Source organism: Pseudomonas sp. UTLPPB19802 (assembly GCF_059730225.1).
Genome location: NZ_AP048545.1, coordinates 488,018 through 505,006 on the forward strand (window position 1 = coordinate 488,018; position 16,989 = coordinate 505,006).

At 62.7% G+C, this 16,989-nt stretch carries 18 protein-coding genes; 10 read left to right on the forward strand and 8 right to left on the reverse strand.

Going from position 1 to position 16,989, the window contains the following annotated elements; all coding sequences use genetic code 11:
* Positions 1–147 precede the first annotated feature (147 nt).
* The gene (locus AC6I6U_RS02225; protein WP_497880452.1) at positions 148–786 is read left to right on the forward strand and encodes a TetR/AcrR family transcriptional regulator; all 639 of its coding nucleotides are present in this window, start codon (positions 148–150) and stop codon (positions 784–786) included.
* Between the two features lie 134 nt (positions 787–920).
* Here the strand turns inward: AC6I6U_RS02225 and tauD are convergent, their stop codons facing one another.
* From tauD to tauA, 4 genes are read right to left on the reverse strand one after another with little or no spacing between them, the layout of a single operon-like run.
* Positions 921–1,754 carry a taurine dioxygenase gene (gene tauD, locus AC6I6U_RS02230; RefSeq protein WP_497880453.1) on the reverse strand — a complete coding sequence of 278 codons (834 nt, stop codon included), beginning with the start codon at positions 1,752–1,754 and terminating at the stop codon, positions 921–923.
* Between the two features lie 49 nt (positions 1,755–1,803).
* Complete coding sequence (tauC, locus tag AC6I6U_RS02235; RefSeq protein ID WP_497880454.1) at positions 1,804–2,634, reverse strand: taurine ABC transporter permease TauC; 831 nt, start codon at positions 2,632–2,634, stop codon at positions 1,804–1,806.
* The gene (gene tauB, locus AC6I6U_RS02240) at positions 2,631–3,425 is read right to left on the reverse strand and encodes a taurine ABC transporter ATP-binding subunit (RefSeq protein ID WP_497880455.1); all 795 of its coding nucleotides are present in this window, start codon (positions 3,423–3,425) and stop codon (positions 2,631–2,633) included. Before tauB ends, tauC begins: the two co-directional genes overlap by 4 nt.
* Positions 3,426–3,471: 46 nt before the next feature.
* Complete coding sequence (gene tauA, locus AC6I6U_RS02245; protein WP_497880456.1) at positions 3,472–4,449, reverse strand: taurine ABC transporter substrate-binding protein; 978 nt, start codon at positions 4,447–4,449, stop codon at positions 3,472–3,474.
* A gap of 684 nt (positions 4,450–5,133) precedes the next feature.
* Between tauA and AC6I6U_RS02250 the strand changes: the two genes are divergently transcribed.
* The 9 genes from AC6I6U_RS02250 to AC6I6U_RS02290 all read left to right on the forward strand — a co-directional run bounded on the left by AC6I6U_RS02250 (position 5,134) and on the right by AC6I6U_RS02290 (position 13,401).
* The gene (locus AC6I6U_RS02250; protein WP_497880457.1) at positions 5,134–6,498 is read left to right on the forward strand and encodes an OprD family porin; all 1,365 of its coding nucleotides are present in this window, start codon (positions 5,134–5,136) and stop codon (positions 6,496–6,498) included.
* Positions 6,499–6,822: 324 nt separating this feature from the next.
* Complete coding sequence (locus AC6I6U_RS02255) at positions 6,823–7,461, forward strand: peroxiredoxin (RefSeq protein ID WP_497880458.1); 639 nt, start codon at positions 6,823–6,825, stop codon at positions 7,459–7,461.
* Positions 7,462–7,824: 363 nt separating this feature from the next.
* Complete coding sequence (ssuE, locus tag AC6I6U_RS02260; protein ID WP_497880459.1) at positions 7,825–8,418, forward strand: NADPH-dependent FMN reductase; 594 nt, start codon at positions 7,825–7,827, stop codon at positions 8,416–8,418.
* A gap of 95 nt (positions 8,419–8,513) precedes the next feature.
* Positions 8,514–9,479 (forward strand): sulfonate ABC transporter substrate-binding protein, encoded by a 966-nt coding sequence (locus AC6I6U_RS02265; protein WP_497880460.1) that lies wholly within the window; start codon positions 8,514–8,516, stop codon positions 9,477–9,479.
* Positions 9,480–9,508: 29 nt separating this feature from the next.
* Complete coding sequence (ssuD, locus tag AC6I6U_RS02270; RefSeq protein ID WP_497880461.1) at positions 9,509–10,657, forward strand: FMNH2-dependent alkanesulfonate monooxygenase; 1,149 nt, start codon at positions 9,509–9,511, stop codon at positions 10,655–10,657.
* Between the two features lie 9 nt (positions 10,658–10,666).
* The gene (ssuC, locus tag AC6I6U_RS02275) at positions 10,667–11,455 is read left to right on the forward strand and encodes an aliphatic sulfonate ABC transporter permease SsuC (protein WP_497880462.1); all 789 of its coding nucleotides are present in this window, start codon (positions 10,667–10,669) and stop codon (positions 11,453–11,455) included.
* Entirely contained in the window at positions 11,452–12,258 is an 807-nt protein-coding gene (gene ssuB, locus AC6I6U_RS02280; protein WP_497880463.1) for an aliphatic sulfonates ABC transporter ATP-binding protein, read from the forward strand. The genes ssuC and ssuB overlap by 4 nt, the downstream gene beginning before the upstream one ends.
* Positions 12,259–12,298: 40 nt before the next feature.
* The gene (locus tag AC6I6U_RS02285) at positions 12,299–12,514 is read left to right on the forward strand and encodes a TOBE domain-containing protein (protein ID WP_017901475.1); all 216 of its coding nucleotides are present in this window, start codon (positions 12,299–12,301) and stop codon (positions 12,512–12,514) included.
* Positions 12,515–13,110: 596 nt separating this feature from the next.
* Positions 13,111–13,401, forward strand: coding sequence for a DUF6124 family protein (locus tag AC6I6U_RS02290; protein ID WP_497880464.1), 291 nt, complete (start codon positions 13,111–13,113; stop codon positions 13,399–13,401).
* A gap of 256 nt (positions 13,402–13,657) precedes the next feature.
* On the opposite strand, the gene ycaC is transcribed toward AC6I6U_RS02290, so the two are convergent.
* From ycaC to AC6I6U_RS02310, 4 genes are all read right to left on the reverse strand, one after another.
* Positions 13,658–14,284, reverse strand: coding sequence for an isochorismate family cysteine hydrolase YcaC (gene ycaC / locus AC6I6U_RS02295; protein WP_217838499.1), 627 nt, complete (start codon positions 14,282–14,284; stop codon positions 13,658–13,660).
* Positions 14,285–14,431: 147 nt separating this feature from the next.
* The gene (locus tag AC6I6U_RS02300; RefSeq protein ID WP_497880465.1) at positions 14,432–15,061 is read right to left on the reverse strand and encodes a class I SAM-dependent methyltransferase; all 630 of its coding nucleotides are present in this window, start codon (positions 15,059–15,061) and stop codon (positions 14,432–14,434) included.
* Positions 15,062–15,233: 172 nt separating this feature from the next.
* The gene (locus tag AC6I6U_RS02305; protein ID WP_186689174.1) at positions 15,234–15,878 is read right to left on the reverse strand and encodes a methionine ABC transporter permease; all 645 of its coding nucleotides are present in this window, start codon (positions 15,876–15,878) and stop codon (positions 15,234–15,236) included.
* Positions 15,868–16,989 (reverse strand): methionine ABC transporter ATP-binding protein, encoded by a 1,122-nt coding sequence (locus AC6I6U_RS02310; RefSeq protein WP_497880466.1) that lies wholly within the window; start codon positions 16,987–16,989, stop codon positions 15,868–15,870. Before AC6I6U_RS02310 ends, AC6I6U_RS02305 begins: the two co-directional genes overlap by 11 nt.

The following is a 16,989-nucleotide window of genomic DNA, read 5'->3' on the forward strand; positions in this document are numbered from 1 at the left end:
CCGCTCGCCACAAGACCCGCTTGCCATAAGACACCACCGAACCGTCCTCGCGCCGCCGTGATTCGGCGTCCCGACAAGCCCGCTCGCCACAAGACACCGCCGAAGCATCCTCGCGTACAATCCCCGGCATCCCTGCCGGAGAACCCCATGCCCCGCCCCGCCACCGCCCGCAAACCCCGTGCACGCAGCCAGGCGCGGATCGACTCGATCCTCGACGCCGCCCGCACCCTGCTGGCCGCCGAGGGCGTGGCCAGCCTGTCGATCTACAGCGTCGCCGAGCGCGCGCAGATCCCGCCGTCATCGGTCTATCACTTCTTCGCCAGTGTCCCGGCCCTGCTCGAAGCGCTCACCGCCGATGTCCACGCGGCCTTTCGCGCCTGCCTGCAGGCACCGATCGACCACGCCAGCCTCAACAGCTGGCGCGACCTGTCACGGCTGGTGGAACAGCGGATGCTGGTGATCTACAGCGAAGATGCCGCGGCCCGGCAACTGATCCTCGCCCAGCACGGCCTGGCCGAGGTGACCCAAGCCGACCGCCAGCACGACATCGAGCTGGGCGACCTGATGCACAAACTGTTCATCCGCCACTTCGAGCTGCCGACGTTGCCGACCGATGTCGACGTGTTCGCCCTGGCGATGGAGCTGGGAGATCGGGTCTACGCGCGGTCGATGCAGCTGCACGACCAGATCACCCCGCGCATGGCCGAGGAAGGCATGCGGGTGTTCGATGCGTACCTGGGACTGTACCTGCCGCCGTACCTGCCCAAGCGCGCCATCCCGCTCTAAACTCCAACACGGCCGTCTGTAGGAGCAGGGCTTGCCCGCGAACCGCGAGAGGCGGCCATTCAAAACAGTTTCGTATGGCCGCCCATGGCGGTTTGCGGGCAAGTCGATTCATCGAACCGCCTGCTCCTACAACGTCAGAACGGTGCGTCGCCGAGGATGGTCGCGCGATGCATCACCCGCCGGTTCGGCCGGTAGTCATCCACCGCGTAGTGCTGGGTCACGCGGTTGTCCCAGAACGCCACATCGTTCTCCTGCCAGCGCCAGCGAATGGTGAATTCCGGCCGCGTTGCATGGGCGAACAGCAGCTTGAGAATCGCCTCGCTCTCCGCCTCTTCCAGCTCATTGATACGGGTGGTGAAACCCTCGTTGACGAACAACGCCTTGCGCCCACTCACCGGGTGCGTGCGAATCACCGGGTGCGACAGCGGCGGATTCTTCCTGCGGGTTTCCTCCCAACGCGCCAGGTCCTCGGGCGTATTGCCGAAGCGCTCGACGGGGAACGACTTGATGAAGTTGTGCGTCGCGGTCAGCCCATCCAGCAACCGCTGCAGCGGTGCCGACAAGGCCTCGAACGCGGCGATCCCGCTGGCCCACAGGGTGTCGCCCCCAAAGGCCGGCAACTGCTTGGCCGCCAGCACCGCACCAAGAGCCGGAGTCGGCAGGAAGGTCACGTCGGTATGCCAGATCGCGTTGTCACGCACATCGGTCACCGCCGTATCGAGAACCAGCACCTGCGGCTGCTCCGGCACGTTCGGGTAGATCGGATGGATATGCAGGTCGCCGAAATTCGCCGCGAACGCCGCCTGCTGCTGCGGGATCAGCGGCTGGTTGCGAAAGAACAGCACCTGATATTTGAGCAGCGCCTGCTCGATGGCGTCGCGCTGCTCGAGGTTGAGCGGCTGGCTCAGGGCGATGCCGTCGATCTGGGCACCCAGGGCCGCGCTCAGGGGAGTGATGGTCAGGCTCATGGTCGGGTCTCTTCAAATACGCGCCGAGCGGTCGGCAGGGTCAAGTCTGTCAGTGAGCCTGGCCGTGCCACGGCACCAGCTTGCGTTGCAGGGCGCGCAGGCCCATCTCCATGGCGAAGGCGATCAGGGCGATGACCAGGATGCCCAGCACCACCACATCGGTTACCAGGAACTGCGCCGCCGACTGGACCATGAAGCCCAGGCCACTGGTGGCTGCGATCAGTTCGGCGGCGACCAGCGTCGACCAGCCGACGCCCAACCCGATGCGCACGCCGGTAAGAATGTCCGGCAAGGCGCTGGGCAGGATCACGTAGCGAATCAGCTGTGTCCGGGTCGCTCCCAGCGACAGCGCCGCACGCAGCTTGGCCGCATCGACGGTGCGCACGCCGGTAGCGGTCGCGATGGCGATCGGGGCGAAGATCGCCAGGTAGATCAGCAGGACTTTCGACAGCTCGCCGATACCGCACCAGATCACGATCAGCGGCAGATAGGCCAGCGGCGGGATCGGCCGGTAGAACTCGATCAGCGGGTCGAGAATGCCGCGGGCAACCCGGTTGTGGCCGATGGCGATGCCCACCGGAATAGCCGTCAGCACCGCGATGCCCAGGGCCAGGCCGATACGGCCGAGGCTGGCGCCGAGGTGCTGCCAGAGGGTCGAGTCCATGTAGCCCTTGGTTGCCAGCAGCCAGCCTTTTTCCAGCACCGCCGAGGGCGGCGGCAGAAACAGCGGTTCGATCACGCCATACGCGGTAACGGCCCACCACAAGGCAATCAGAGCCAACAGGGTCAGTACGCTGATCCAGCGGGTACTCAGGCTGCGCCGCGCCACAGGGGTGGGCGACTTGGCGGTGGTGGTCGCCGGCAATTCATAGCTGCTCATACGAACTCCTGCCGTGGGCTGGCGCTGCGCTGGGAGAACACGCGGGCAAGCACGTGCTCGCGGGTTTCGATAAAACGTGGATCGGACTTGATCGAACGGGCCGACTCGCCGGCGCTGTAGCGCTGGCCGAAGTCCAGGCGCAGATGCTCCACCACCCGGCCGGGATTCGGCGCCAACAGGATCAGGTCGGTGGCGAGAAACACCGCTTCTTCAATATCGTGGGTAATCAGAAACACCGGCTTGGCGGTGCGCTGCCAGACCTGCAGCAACAGCTCCTGCATCTGCTCGCGGGTAAAGGCATCGAGGGCGCCGAACGGCTCGTCCATCAGCAACACGCGCGGGTCTGCGGCGAGGGCGCGGGCCAGGCCGACGCGCTGCTTCTGGCCACCGGAGAGCTGCCAGATACGCCGCTGGTCGAAGCTCGCCAGATCGACCAGCGCAAGCATTTCCCGAGCACGGGCTTCGCGTTGCTCACGGGATACGCCCGCCAGTTCCAGGCCGAAGCCGACATTGGCCAGCACATCCTGCCAGGGCAGCAGCGCATCGTCCTGGAACACCACGCCGCGCTCGGCACTCGGTCCCTTGACCGGCACACCATCGAGGGTGATGCGCCCGGCACTCGGCTCGACGAACCCGGCGATCAGGTTCAGCAGCGAGGTCTTGCCGCTGCCCGACGGCCCGAGGGCCACCAGCAGCTGCTGGGGCCCCAGACTGAGGGAAATATCCGACAACACCGGCTCGGCCGCACCGGGGTACTGTGCGCTGATGCGCTCCAGTTGTAACAAGGCCATGGCGAAGGGCTCCTCAGTCTGGGCTTGAGCAATCAGGCTCGGTGGATCAGTGGGTGATGAATTTGGCGCTGACGTACGGCGCGTAGTCCGGCAGGACCGCTTCGACCTTGCCCTGTTCCTTCAAGAACGCCGCGGTATCGGTGATTGCCTGGGCAGTCGGCTTGCCGAGGACAGTGACCTGGTCAGCCGCCAGCGGGTAGACGTTGCCTTGCAGCAGCAGCGGAATGTCGGCGGCCTTGGCGCCCGAGAGCTTGACCAGCTTGTCGACGTTGCCTTTGTCAGCCAGCCAGGCTTGTGGGTCCTTGCGATACTGGGCGTAGGCATCCAGCGTGACCTTGGCGAACGCCTTGACGATTTCCGGGTGCTTCTCGGCAAAGTCCTTGCGCACGATCCAGGCGTCGAACGTCGGCGCACCGAGTTTCGCCAGCTCACCAGAGGTGATCAGCACCTTGCCGTTTTCCTTGGCGACGCCCAGGGCTGGGTCCCAGACATAAGTCGCGTCGATATCGCCGCGCTTCCAGGCAGAGACGATGGCTGGCGGTGCGAGGTTGAGAATCTGCACTTTCGCTGGATCGATGTTCCAGTGCTTCAGAGCAGCCAGCAGGCTGTAGTGGCCGGTGGAGACGAACGGCACGGCGACTTTCTTGCCCACCAGGTCCTGGGGCGAGTTGATCCCGGAACCATCGCGGGCCACCAGGGCCTCGGCAGCGCCGATCTGGGTGGCGATCAGGAAGGTTTCCACCGGTACCTTGCGGGTAATCGCCGCGGTCAGCGGGCTGGAACCCAGGTAGCCGATCTGCACATCGCCCGAGGCGATGGCCGAGATGACGTCCGCGCCATTCTCGAACTTGCGCCAGTCGATCTTGGCCTGGGTGACTTTTTCATAGGTGCCATCGGCCTGGGCGACCTTGGCCGGATCGACGGTGGTCTGGTAGGCCACGGTAAGGTCGGCGGCCTGTGCGAACAGGCTGGCCCCGGCCAGGGACAAGGCCGCCAGCAGGCGGAGTGGGGAATTGGGTTTCATGGGAGAAGCTCCTCGACGGATGACCGGGGACTCGGCGTGTCGAGAAGACTAAATGATCTAAGAATCTTAAAATAAATAACTTATTCACATTAGCTTATGAGAGTAAATAGGCCTGTCATGTCCCCGTAAACCGTGGCCCTCCCACACCTTCACCGGCAGGCCAGGTGGCAGCGCGGCCTTCCCTGGTCTATGGTTTCCAGTTCGCCCCATGAGTCATCACCCGGACCGGACGTCGGAATGTGACAGTCACGTGGCGTTCTTGCTGCGACAAATGCTGTAATAAATTGACGGGAGTAGCAGCGTTTCGCCATGATTGCGTCGCCTTTTTGATCGCTCATGACGTACGGAGACTGTTACGCCCCGTCTGTGGTTTTAAAAAAGAGGCAAAAAATACTTTTCAGGAATGAGCCCGGCGGTCGATAAGAACCTCTGGCGATGCGGCTCGATGGAGCGCGATATTCCTGAATCGTCTGAAAAAGGATGAAATGATTCTTTTTGGGTTTATGACAAAGTCATTACCCTGCACGGACCAAATCACAGCGGTTAGACCAAAGTCGTAGACATGGTTTGTTACGATTGACTTACCAGTCACGATCCGGCGCTAATCGCGCAATCTGTGGCGCCAAAGGGACGCAGATCCCGAGCCTAGAAATACAAAAATTAGAAATGAGAGGAGCAAGACCAATGAAGAAGTCCACTTTGGCCCTGGCTGTGGCCGTAGGGGTTCTGGCGCAGCAGGCAAGCGCCGCAGGTTTTATCGAAGACAGCAAGGCCACTCTGGGTCTGCGCAACTTCTACATCAATACCGATAACCGCGATGGCGCCAACACCGCCACCAGCCGCAACAAGAACGAAGAATGGGGCCAAGGCTTCGATCTGCGCTTCATCTCGGGTTACACCCAAGGCACCGTCCAATTCGGCGTTGACGCCATCGGCCTGTACGGCGTCCGTCTGGACTCCAGCCGTGACAAGAGCGGTAACGCCAACGGCGCTGCCAACGGCGGCACCGTGTTCCCGACCAATGGCCAGAATGGCGCAGTACCAGACTTCGCAAGCCTGGGCCTGACCGGCAAGGTCAAGGTCTCCCAGACCGAACTGAAGATCGGTACCCTGCAGCCAAACAACCCGGTCATCAAGACCAACGACGGTCGCCTGCTGCCACAAACCTTCACCGGCGGCGAGATCAAGTCGAACGAAATCAAGGATCTGACCCTGACCGGCGGTCTGATCAACTCGGCCAAGGGCCGTAACTCCACCAACGACCAGAGCCTGTCGCTCGCTGGCGCCAACGGTACTACCGCTGCCGCTCGTGACAGCAACAAGTTCTACTACGGTGGCGCAGACTACAAGATCACCAAGGACCTGACCGCTTCGTACTACTACGGTGAGCTGAAGGACTTCTACTCGCAGAACTTCCTGGGCCTGGTGCACAACTGGGCAATCGGTCCTGGCGTGCTGAAGAGCGATCTGCGCTACTACCGCAGCCGCGACAACGGCGCCAATGGCGACACCGCCAACTACTACACCACTGGCTGGTACTCGGATCACACCACCAACGCCACCAAGGTCAAGGGCAAGGTCGACAACGACCTGTACAGCTACCTGGCCCTGTACTCGGTTGAAGGTCACACCTTCGGTGCTGGCTACCAGTACACCAAGGGTGACAGTGACTTCCCTTGGCTGAACCAGGGTGACGGCTCGTCCAACAGCACCACCACCGACGTGCAGATCCAGAAGTTCGCCCGTGCCGGCGAGCGTACCTGGCAGGCTCGCTACGCCTATGACTTCGCCAAAGTGGGTGTGCCTGGCCTGACCGCTGGCGTCGTTTACCTGCGTGGCGACAACATCGACACCATCGTTTCGGGTGCACGTGCCAACGGTAGTTCCGAGTGGGAACGCGACATCAGCCTGGCCTATGTCGTACCGGAAGGTACTTTCAAGAACCTGGGCTTCGCCTGGAAAAACGCGATGTGGCGTACCGACCTGCCGAACACCCGTTCGCAGGACGAGAACCGCCTGATCGTCAGCTACTCGATTCCGCTGCTGTAAGAAGCGCGTGATCGGCTGGTAGAAAGATCCACACTCGGCCCGGTGCAATACCGGGCCGAGTGCTTCACGTCTTGCATACAGCACTACTCTTCAGCTTCGACCCCACGCCAAACCTCAACATCGCGGCGTTTGGTACTCCACTGAGTTACATCCCCTTAGCCCTCTCACAAGCTGTGGACAAGAGTGCGCCTGGCCGCTTGCGGCGTCCAATGAAGAACTTTTTAATATTTCTTTATCTTCTAAATAAATCAATATTTATTCTTTTTAAATAATCCTCACTCAAGGCACAGTAGGCCTCATGAACCTTCACCCAAGGAGCAGCACATGAGCCTCAGACTTGGCGACATCGCCCCCGATTTCGAACAGGATTCCAGCGCCGGCAAGATCCGTTTCCACGAGTGGCTTGGCGACAGCTGGGGCGTGCTGTTTTCCCATCCGGCCGACTTCACCCCGGTGTGCACCACCGAGCTGGGTTTCACCGCCAAGCTCAAGGACGACTTCGCCCAGCGCGGCGTCAAGGCCATCGCCCTGTCCGTGGACCCGGTGGACTCGCACCACAAGTGGATCGAAGACATCAACGAGACCCAGCACACCCTCGTCAACTTCCCGATCCTGGCTGACGCCGATCGCAAGGTTTCCGACCTGTACGACCTGATCCATCCCAACGCCAGCGACACCCTTACCGTGCGCTCGCTGTTCGTGATCGATCCGAACAAGAAGATCCGGCTGACCATCACCTACCCGGCGAGCACCGGCCGCAACTTCAACGAGATCCTGCGGGTGATCGACTCGCTGCAACTGACCGACAACCACAAGGTTGCCACCCCGGCCAACTGGCAGGACGGCGACGACGTGGTGATCGTGCCGTCGCTCAAGGACGAGGAAGAGATCAAGAAACGCTTCCCGAAAGGCTACCGCGCGGTGAAGCCGTACCTGCGCCTGACGCCACAGCCCAACCGCTGACTTCCATCTCGCGGGCAAGCCCCACCCCCTTGTAGGAGCGAGGCTTGCCCGCGATCGGCTGCGAAGCAGTCGTAAAATCGCCAGATGCAATGTTCCTGATGAAACGGGTTCTCAGGATTTGCGAGCGCTTCGCACTCAATCGCGGGGATCGCAGGCTTCCAGGGATTCACAAAGCAGGGGTTTTCAGGCCGTTTTGACGGCCTATTTTTTTGCCTGGAACAAAGCCATTTACATATTCACTTTAAGAATAAACAAATGAATAAATGAGATTTATGGATATATAAAATGACTGGTAAGGTCTGTCCCAACCCAAGCGAGATCGCAACCCGCGAATCGCCGCCCTACGTTTGAGGAAAGACCTTCATGCTGGTCGTGACACTCGGAGGAAGCCCCAGCCAGCGATCGCGCTCCGGGGTGCTGCTGGACCACGCCAAACGCTGGCTCAACCAGCAAGGCGTCGAAGTGGTGAGCTACCAGATCCGTGATTTCAATGCCGAAGACCTGCTTCACGCTCGCTTCGGCAGCCCGCAGGTCGTCAACCTGCTGCAACACATCGAGCAGGCCGACGGCCTGGTGATCGCCACCCCGGTGTACAAGGCCTCGTTTTCCGGCGCCCTGAAAACCCTGCTGGACCTGCTGCCCGAACGCGCCCTGAGCCACAAGGTGGTACTGCCGATGGCCACCGGCGGCAGCATCGCCCACATGCTCGCCGTGGACTACGCGCTCAAGCCGGTCCTCGCCGCACTGAAGGCCCAGGAAATGCTCCACGGCATCTTTGCCGAGGACAGCCAGATCGCCTACGGCGAAGGCAGCGCCCAGGCGCAATTGACCCCGGCGCTGGAACAACGCCTGGGCGAAGCCCTGGAACAGTTCCATCGGGCCCTGGCCCGCCGACCCAAGCCACTGGACCCGGCCCTGCTGAACGATCGCCTGCTGAGTGCCCGCTGGAGCATCTAGCCCGCTTCAACCCGCTTATCGATGTACTGGCCTTACTCGCCCGCCAACGGGCAAGCAGGTGCAGCCAAAACCCCAACTGCAAAAAGGAGAGCGCCATGCGCACTGTCATTTTGCGTCGCGGTCTGGTCGCTCTGTTTGCAGCGGCTGTCACCTTCGGCGCCATTACCCAAGCTCAAGCCGAGACCCTGCGGATCGGTTACCAGAAATACGGCACCCTGGTCCTGCTCAAGGCCAAGGGCAGCCTGGAAAAACGCCTCGCCGCCCAGGGCGTGCAGGTGCAATGGACCGAGTTCCCCGGCGGCCCGCAACTGCTCGAAGGGCTGAACGTCGGCTCGATCGATTTCGGCGTCACCGGCGAGACCCCGCCGGTATTCGCCCAGGCCGCCGGCGCCAACCTGCTTTATGTCGCCTCCGAACCGCCAGCACCGACCAGCGAAGCGATCCTGGTTCCCAAGGACTCGCCGATCAAGTCGGTGCAGGAACTCAAGGGCAAGAAGGTCGTCCTCAACAAGGGTTCCAACGTGCACTACCTGCTGGTCCGCGCCCTGGAAGACGCCGGCCTCAAGTACAGCGACATCCAGACCGTCTACCTGCCGCCCGCCGATGCCCGCGCCGCCTTCGAGCGTGGCAGCGTCGACGCCTGGGTAATCTGGGACCCCTACCAGGCCGCCGCCGAGCAACAGCTCAAGGCCCACACCCTGCGTGACGGCAAGGGCCTGGTGGACAACAACCAGTTCTACCTGGCGACCCGTCCCTACGCGGAAAAACACCCCGAAGTGATCAAGGCCCTGGTCGAAGAAGTCCGTGCCGTGGGCGACTGGTCCAAGGCCAACCCCGAGGAAGTCACCGCCCAGGTCGCACCGCTGCTCGGCCTGCCCGCCGACATCACCCTGACCTCGGTGAAACGCCAGGGCTACGGTGCACAGTTCCTCACCCCGGAAGTGGTCGCCGCGCAGCAGAAAATCGCCGACAGCTTCTACCAGCTCAAGCTGATTCCCAAGCCGCTGAGCATCAAGGACGTGATCTGGACTCCACCGGCCGCCGTGGCCACCGCACCTTGAACCATACGAATCCCTTAGGAGACAACTCCATGAGCCTCAACATCTTCTGGTTCCTGCCTACCCACGGCGACGGTCATTACCTTGGCACCGCCGAAGGCGCCCGCGCCGTCGACCACGGTTATCTGCAACAGGTGGCACAGGCCGCCGATCGCCTTGGTTTCGGCGGCGTACTGATCCCCACCGGACGTTCCTGCGAGGACTCCTGGCTGGTGGCCGCCTCGCTGATTCCGGTGACCCAACGGCTGAAATTCCTCGTCGCCCTGCGCCCCGGGATCATTTCCCCGACCGTGGCGGCACGCCAGGCGGCGACCCTCGACCGGCTCTCCGGCGGCCGCGCGCTGTTCAACCTGGTGACCGGTGGCGACCCGGATGAACTGGCCGGTGACGGCCTGTTCCTCAACCACGAAGAGCGCTACCAGGCCTCGGTGGAATTCACCCGCATCTGGCGCCGGGTCCTGGAAGGCGAGACTGTCGACTACGACGGCCAGCACATCAGCGTGAAGGGCGCCAAGCTGCTCTATCCACCACTGCAGCAACCGCGTCCGCCGCTGTACTTCGGCGGTTCTTCGGAAGCCGCCCAGGACCTGGCCGCCGAACAGGTCGACATGGTCCTGACCTGGGGCGAGCCACCGGCCGCCGTCGCCGAGAAGGTCGAACAGGTGCGGGCCAAGGCCGCCAAACAGGGCCGTACCGTGCGCTTCGGCATCCGCCTGCACGTGATCGTCCGCGAAACCAATGCCGAAGCCTGGAAGGCCGCGGAAAAACTCATCTCGCACCTGGACGACGACACCATCGCCCGTGCACAGAAATCCCTGGCGCGCTTCGACTCCGTCGGCCAGCAGCGCATGGCCGCGTTGCACGGTGGCAACCGCGACAAGCTGGAAGTCAGCCCCAACCTGTGGGCCGGCGTCGGCCTGGTGCGTGGCGGTGCCGGCACCGCGCTGGTCGGCGACGGCCCGACCGTGGCGGCACGGGTCAAGGAATACGCAGCCCTGGGCATCGACACCTTCATCTTCTCCGGCTACCCGCACCTGGAAGAGTCCTACCGGGTCGCCGAACTGCTGTTCCCGCACCTGGACATCGAACGTCCGGAGCGGCCGCAAAGCGCCGGTTACGTCAGCCCCTTCGGTGAGATGGTCGCCAATGACATCCTGCCCAAAGCCGTCTCCCAGAGCTGAGGCCGCACCATGACGACCCTTACCCGAATCACCCACCGGCTCGCGCCCTGGGCCCTGCCGATACTGTTGCTGGCGGTGTGGCAACTGTCGGTCTCGGCCGGCTGGCTGTCGACGCGGATCCTGCCCGCACCGAGCGCGGTGGTCGAAGCCGGCGTCGCCCTGGTACAGAGCGGCGACATCTGGACCCACCTGGCCATCAGCGGCTGGCGGGCCGGCCTCGGCTTCATCATCGGCGGCAGCATCGGCCTGGCCCTGGGCTTCATCACCGGCCTGTCGAAATGGGGCGAACGCCTGCTCGACAGCTCAGTGCAGATGATCCGCAACGTGCCACACCTGGCGCTGATCCCACTGGTCATCCTGTGGTTCGGCATCGACGAGTCGGCGAAAATTTTCCTGGTCGCCCTCGGCACCCTGTTCCCGATCTACCTCAACACCTACCACGGCATCCGCAACGTCGACCCGGCGCTGGTGGAAATGTCGCGCAGCTACGGCCTGTCCGGCTTCAGCCTGTTCCGCCAGGTGATCCTGCCGGGCGCGCTGCCGTCGATCCTGGTGGGCGTGCGCTTCGCCCTCGGTTTCATGTGGTTGACGCTGATCGTCGCCGAAACCATCTCGGCCAGCTCCGGCATCGGCTACCTAGCGATGAACGCCCGGGAGTTCCTGCAAACCGACGTGGTGGTGCTGGCCATCGTGCTCTACGCGGTGCTTGGCAAGCTCGCCGATCTCGCGGCACGCGGCCTGGAGCGCGTCTGGCTGCGCTGGCATCCGGCTTACCAGACCAAAGGCGGTGCAGCATGACAGCCCAACAACCTCCACGCCTGCTGCAAGGCATTCCGCTGGCGGCGCGCAAACTGCAGAAAACCTTCGGCGAGCGCCAGGTGCTGCGCGAGATCGACCTGCACATCCCGGCCGGACAATTCGTTGCCGTGGTCGGCCGCAGTGGCTGCGGCAAGAGCACCCTGCTGCGCTTGCTGGCCGGTCTCGACAAGCCCACCGCTGGCGACCTGCTGGCCGGTTCGGCGCCGCTGAGCGACGCCCGCGAAGACACCCGGCTGATGTTCCAGGAAGCGCGCCTGCTGCCATGGAAAAAAGTCATCGACAACGTCGGCCTCGGCCTCAAGGGCAACTGGCGTCCACAGGCCCTGCAAGCCCTGGAAGCGGTCGGCCTGGCCGATCGCGCCAACGAGTGGCCGGCGGGTCTGTCCGGCGGCCAGAAACAGCGCGTCGCCCTGGCCCGCGCCCTGATTCACCAACCTCGCCTGCTGCTGCTCGACGAACCGCTGGGGGCGCTGGATGCCCTGACCCGGATCGAGATGCAGCAACTGATCGAACGCCTTTGGCAGCAGCATGGTTTTACCGTGCTGCTGGTGACCCACGACGTCAGCGAAGCCGTGGCCATTGCCGATCGGGTGATCCTGATCGAAGACGGCCAGGTCGGCCTCGACCTGCACGTCGAACTGCCGCGCCCTCGGGTGCGGGGTTCCCATCGCCTGGCGGCGCTGGAGACCGAAGTGTTGAACCGGGTGCTGTCACTGCCTGGCGTGCCACCCGAGCCGGAACCTGTTTCACCCTTGCCCACGCAACTGCGCTGGGCGCTGTAATCAAGCCTTGCCTACTCAATCAAAGACAGGAATCAACGCCATGACCATCAAAGCCATCAACGTGCGCAACCAGTTCAAGGGCACCGTCAAGGAAATCGTCACCGGCGACGTTCTGTCGGAAATCGACGTCCAGACCGCTTCCGGCATCGTCACCTCGGTGATCACCACCCGTTCGGTCAAGGAACTGGAACTGGAAATCGGCAGCGAAGTGATCGCCTTCGTGAAATCCACCGAGGTGTCGATCGCCAAGCTGTAAGCGGTGGCGCCAAACGACCCCGGAAGGCCAAGGCCCTCCGGGGTTTTCTTTTTTGGGTGATCGACCGACGCAGCCCAGCTTCAGAATCATATCTCCGTCTCTTGAAACGAAAAAACCGGCACAAGGCCGGTTTTTTCACCCCAACAGCCAGCGAACTGAATCGCTGCGTACGGGGCTGAGTAGTTCTTTTAGAGTGCCACAGATGACGTTGATGTCAACTCACTACGACCGTTGGATACATTCTTGTTGCAGGCGCCAAGACCCACCAGCAAGACGATTCCCTTTCCCTCGCCTGAAGTTTCCTAGAAAATCCTTTCGGCTTGCGCCTGTCGATCTGCGGGACCTAGGCTTGGACCTGTCACTGCGAACACGCGGTGATCGGGTTTGGTAGCCCGAGAACAATCAAGGCGCATGACGCCACTCTAGTGGATTTTTCGTTGGCATTTCTTGCCCGCGACTGTCGTCCATGGTGGCTGTGCGCAGGGCACTTTCGAGTGCGCTGGGTTCCTTGATTCCCGGTCTACCAACCTGCGCATAGCCGCCACCCATATCGTTTGGTAGCGATCAGTGTCGGCTCCATCAATCAAGGAGTTGTCATGAAAACCATCGTTCCCGATCCGCCGGTGCAAAATGCATCCTTCATGGATGCCGAAGCCGCTGAACGCGCCTTCGCCCATTACGAACTACCAGCAGATTCCATCAGCAAAACATCCCACCTCGAAGACACCCTGAACAACCTCGACTCGATCCTGCGCTCTGCAGCCGCCACCGCGTATGAGTCTGCCGAACAGTTGAGCGGTATGCCGCGTCACTTGGCGATGGCTGCGGTGCATCTGATCGAGTTGGCGCAAAGCCAGGTGGACGGGTTGCTGGGCCAGCAACACTGAAACATCGGGCACACCGCAGTCCCTGTGGCGAGCGGGCTTGCTCGCGCTGGAGCGCGTAGCGCTCCTGAAACCAGACACCGCGATACTTCGGATGGAATCGGGTCGTCTGGTTTTACGGCTGCTGCGCAGCCGAGCGCGGCGGTGCGGCGTCCCGACAAGCCCGCTCGCCACAGAGGTATGCAGCACGCCGAAACGGTGTGGGGCTGCAGAAAAACAAAAGGCCCGCTCGAAGGCGGGCCTGGTGGTTTTTGGTGGATTAGCGGGCAGTCAGTGCCGCGTAGCTGTTCATCAGGTTGCGGTAGTTCGGGATACGCTGCGACAGCAGGTTGCCCAGACCTTCGATATCGTTGCGCCAGTCGCGGTGCAGCTCACAGGCCACCGAGAACCAGTTCATCATCTGCGCGCCAGCCTGGGTCATGCGGTTCCACGCGGCCTGCTGCACGGTTTCGTTGAAGGTACCGGAAGCATCCGTCACCACGAACACATCAAAACCTTCAGCCAGGGCCGACAAGGTCGGGAAGGCCACGCAAACGTCCGTCACCACACCGGCAATGATCAGTTGCTTGCGGCCGGTGGCCTTGATCGCTTTCACGAAATCTTCGTTGTCCCAGGCATTGATCTGGCCTGGACGGGCAATGTACGGCGCATCCGGGAACATCTCCTTCAGTTCCGGAACCAGTGGGCCGTTCGGGCCTTGCTCGAAGCTGGTGGTCAGCACGGTCGGCAGGTCGAAGAACTTGGCCAGGTCAGCCAACGCCAACACGTTGTTCTTGAACTCGTTCGGCGAGAAGTCCTGCACCAGGGAAATCAGGCCGGTCTGGTGGTCGACCAGCAGGACTACGGCGTCGTCTTTGTTCAGGCGGTTGTAGGTTGGCTTGCTCATGGGGGAATCCTTTTTCGTTAAGTGGTTAGAAGCTGTGTCGTTCAACTTGTGACCAGATTAATGAGTCGCCGAAAAAGGAAAAAGCGGCTCAAACCGGTTTGACTGTCCGTCCTGGATGGACAATCCAACGCCGACATCGCCGAGCCTCTAGGACTTGCGCCAGACACTCGCCAACCACGGCTGCTGTTCACGCGGCAAGCCGGCAGGACGGTAGTAGTGTTCCAACTCGACGAAGCCCGCCGCCGTCAGCAATTCTCGCCAGGACTCCAGGTCGTGGTACGAACCATATCGCTCGCCATTCCAGCCCTCCTGGTTCTCCCCACGCGGGTTGGAGCTGAACAGTACGCCACCTGGCTTGAGCGTGGCATGCAGTTGCCCAAGGACACGCGGCAACTCCTGCAGCGGGACGTGGAACAGCACGGCATTGGCAAAGATGCCGTCGAAACACTGCGCCGGCAGATCCAGTTCGAGGAAGTTCTGTTGCAGCACCTCGCAACCGCTGTCCTCACGGGCCATCTGCGCGAAACGCTCGGTACCGTCGAGGCCGACGGCGGTGTGGCCGAGGCGGGTAAAGGTCTTGAGGTCGCGACCGGGACCGCAGCCGAAATCGAGGATGGTGAACGGCGCCATGCCCTGGATGTGACGCAACAGGGCGTCGATGTTCTGGCTGACGTCGTGGTCGCGGGTGCCTTCGCGGAAACCTTCGGCGGTACGGTTGTAGTGACCGAGGGTGGTGGAGGCGATCTGGTGGAGGTCGTCGGGGCCGAGGGTTTTCATCGAGGATCTGCGCTTTGGGGTGGGTGATCTGAATATATCACCCCGCGAATTCTTGCTGTGCCTGGGAGGACCCCTTCGCGGGCAAGCCACGCTCCTGCAGGGCTTTGTCAAACACGAGATTCGTATACGACACAGCACTGAGCAGGGCTTGCCCGCGAAGTCGCCACCCGAATCAGCGCTTGTTGAGCACCCGCGCCAACCGATCCCCACCGAACTGGATTGCCGCTACCAGGATCACCAGCAACACGATCACCGTCAGCATCACCTGGCTGTCGAAGCGCTGGTAGCCATAGCGGTAGGCGATGTCTCCCAGGCCACCCGCACCAATCGCGCCGGCCATTGCCGAGGAGTTGATCATCGTCACCAGGGTGATGGTGAAACCGCCGACGATCCCCGGCAACGCCTCGGGCAGCAGCACGTGCCAGACGATATGCCAGCGCCGGCAGCCCATGGCCTGCGCCGCTTCGATCAAACCATGATCGACCTCGCGCAGGCTGACCTCGGCGATCCGTGCAAAGAACGGTGTCGCCGCAATCGTCAGCGGCACCACCGCCGCCCACACGCCATAGGTGGTGCCGACGATCAGTCGGGTGAACGGGATCAGCGCCACCATCAGGATCAGGAACGGAATCGAGCGGAACAGGTTCACGAACGCTCCCAATACCCGATTCACCGCCGGTGCCTCGTAAATTCCGCCCTTGTGGCTGGTGACCAGGATCACCGCCAGCGGAATGCCCAGCAACAGCGCGATCAACGACGACACGCCGACCATCAGGAAGGTGTCGATCACCCCCTGCCACAACCGATCAAGCCACATAGCCGAGTACCTCCACCTGTTGTGCCCAACCGGCCGCACGCTGGCTCAGCGCCTCGGCGTCCAGCGGCGATCCGCTCACCGATAGCAGCAGTTGCCCCAAGGCGTGCCCCTGAATCCGCTCGACGCCACCCTGCAACAGCCGCACCCGCCCGCCCAAGGCACTGAACAGTGCGGCCAGGTCCGGCTCGTCACTGGCGCTGCCGGTGAACTGCAGGCGCAACACCACCTCCGCTTCTGTCGATTCCGGCTGTGCCCGCAGGCGACCCTGCAACTCCTCCGGCAGCGCGTGCTGCAACGGCGCGAGCAAGGTCCGGCTGACCTCATGTTGCGGATCGCCAAACACCTGCCACACCGGCCCCTGCTCGACCACCCGGCCGTGCTCAAGCACCACCACGCGGTCGCAGATCTCGCGGATCACCGCCATCTCATGGGTGATCAAGACTACGGTCAGGCCCAGGCGCCGGTTGATCTCGCGCAGCAGGCCGAGAATCGACTGGGTGGTCTCCGGGTCGAGCGCCGAAGTGGCTTCGTCACACAGCAGGATCGCCGGGTCATGGACCAGCGCCCGAGCGATCCCCACCCGCTGCTTCTGCCCACCGGACAGCTGCGCCGGATAGGCCTTGTGCTTGTCCCGCAGGCCCACCAGTTCCAGCAGCTCGCGCACCTTCTGCTCGCGCGCCAGCCTGGGTACACCGGCCACCTTCAGCGGCAGCTCGACGTTCTGCCAGACGGTCTTGGCCGACATCAGGTTGAAGTGCTGGAAGATCATGCCGATCCGCCGGCGCAATTCCACCAGGCGATCCTCGTCGAACTCGCCGATGTCCACCTGGTCGATCAGCACCCGCCCCGACGTGGGTTGCTCCAGGCGGTTGATGGTGCGGATCAGCGACGACTTGCCGGCACCGCTGCGACCGATGATGCCGAACACCTCGCCGCACTGGATCGCCAGGTCGATGCCCTGCAAGGCATTGACCGGACCGTGGTGGCCGTCGTAGGTCTTGCCCACGCCGATGAAGCGCACGTGGGCCCGGTTGAGATCAGGGTGCAGCTCGGTCTGTTCGGCCTCGCGTGGCGCTTCGGCCTGCGGGCGCTGGAGGCTGGCAACACTCAT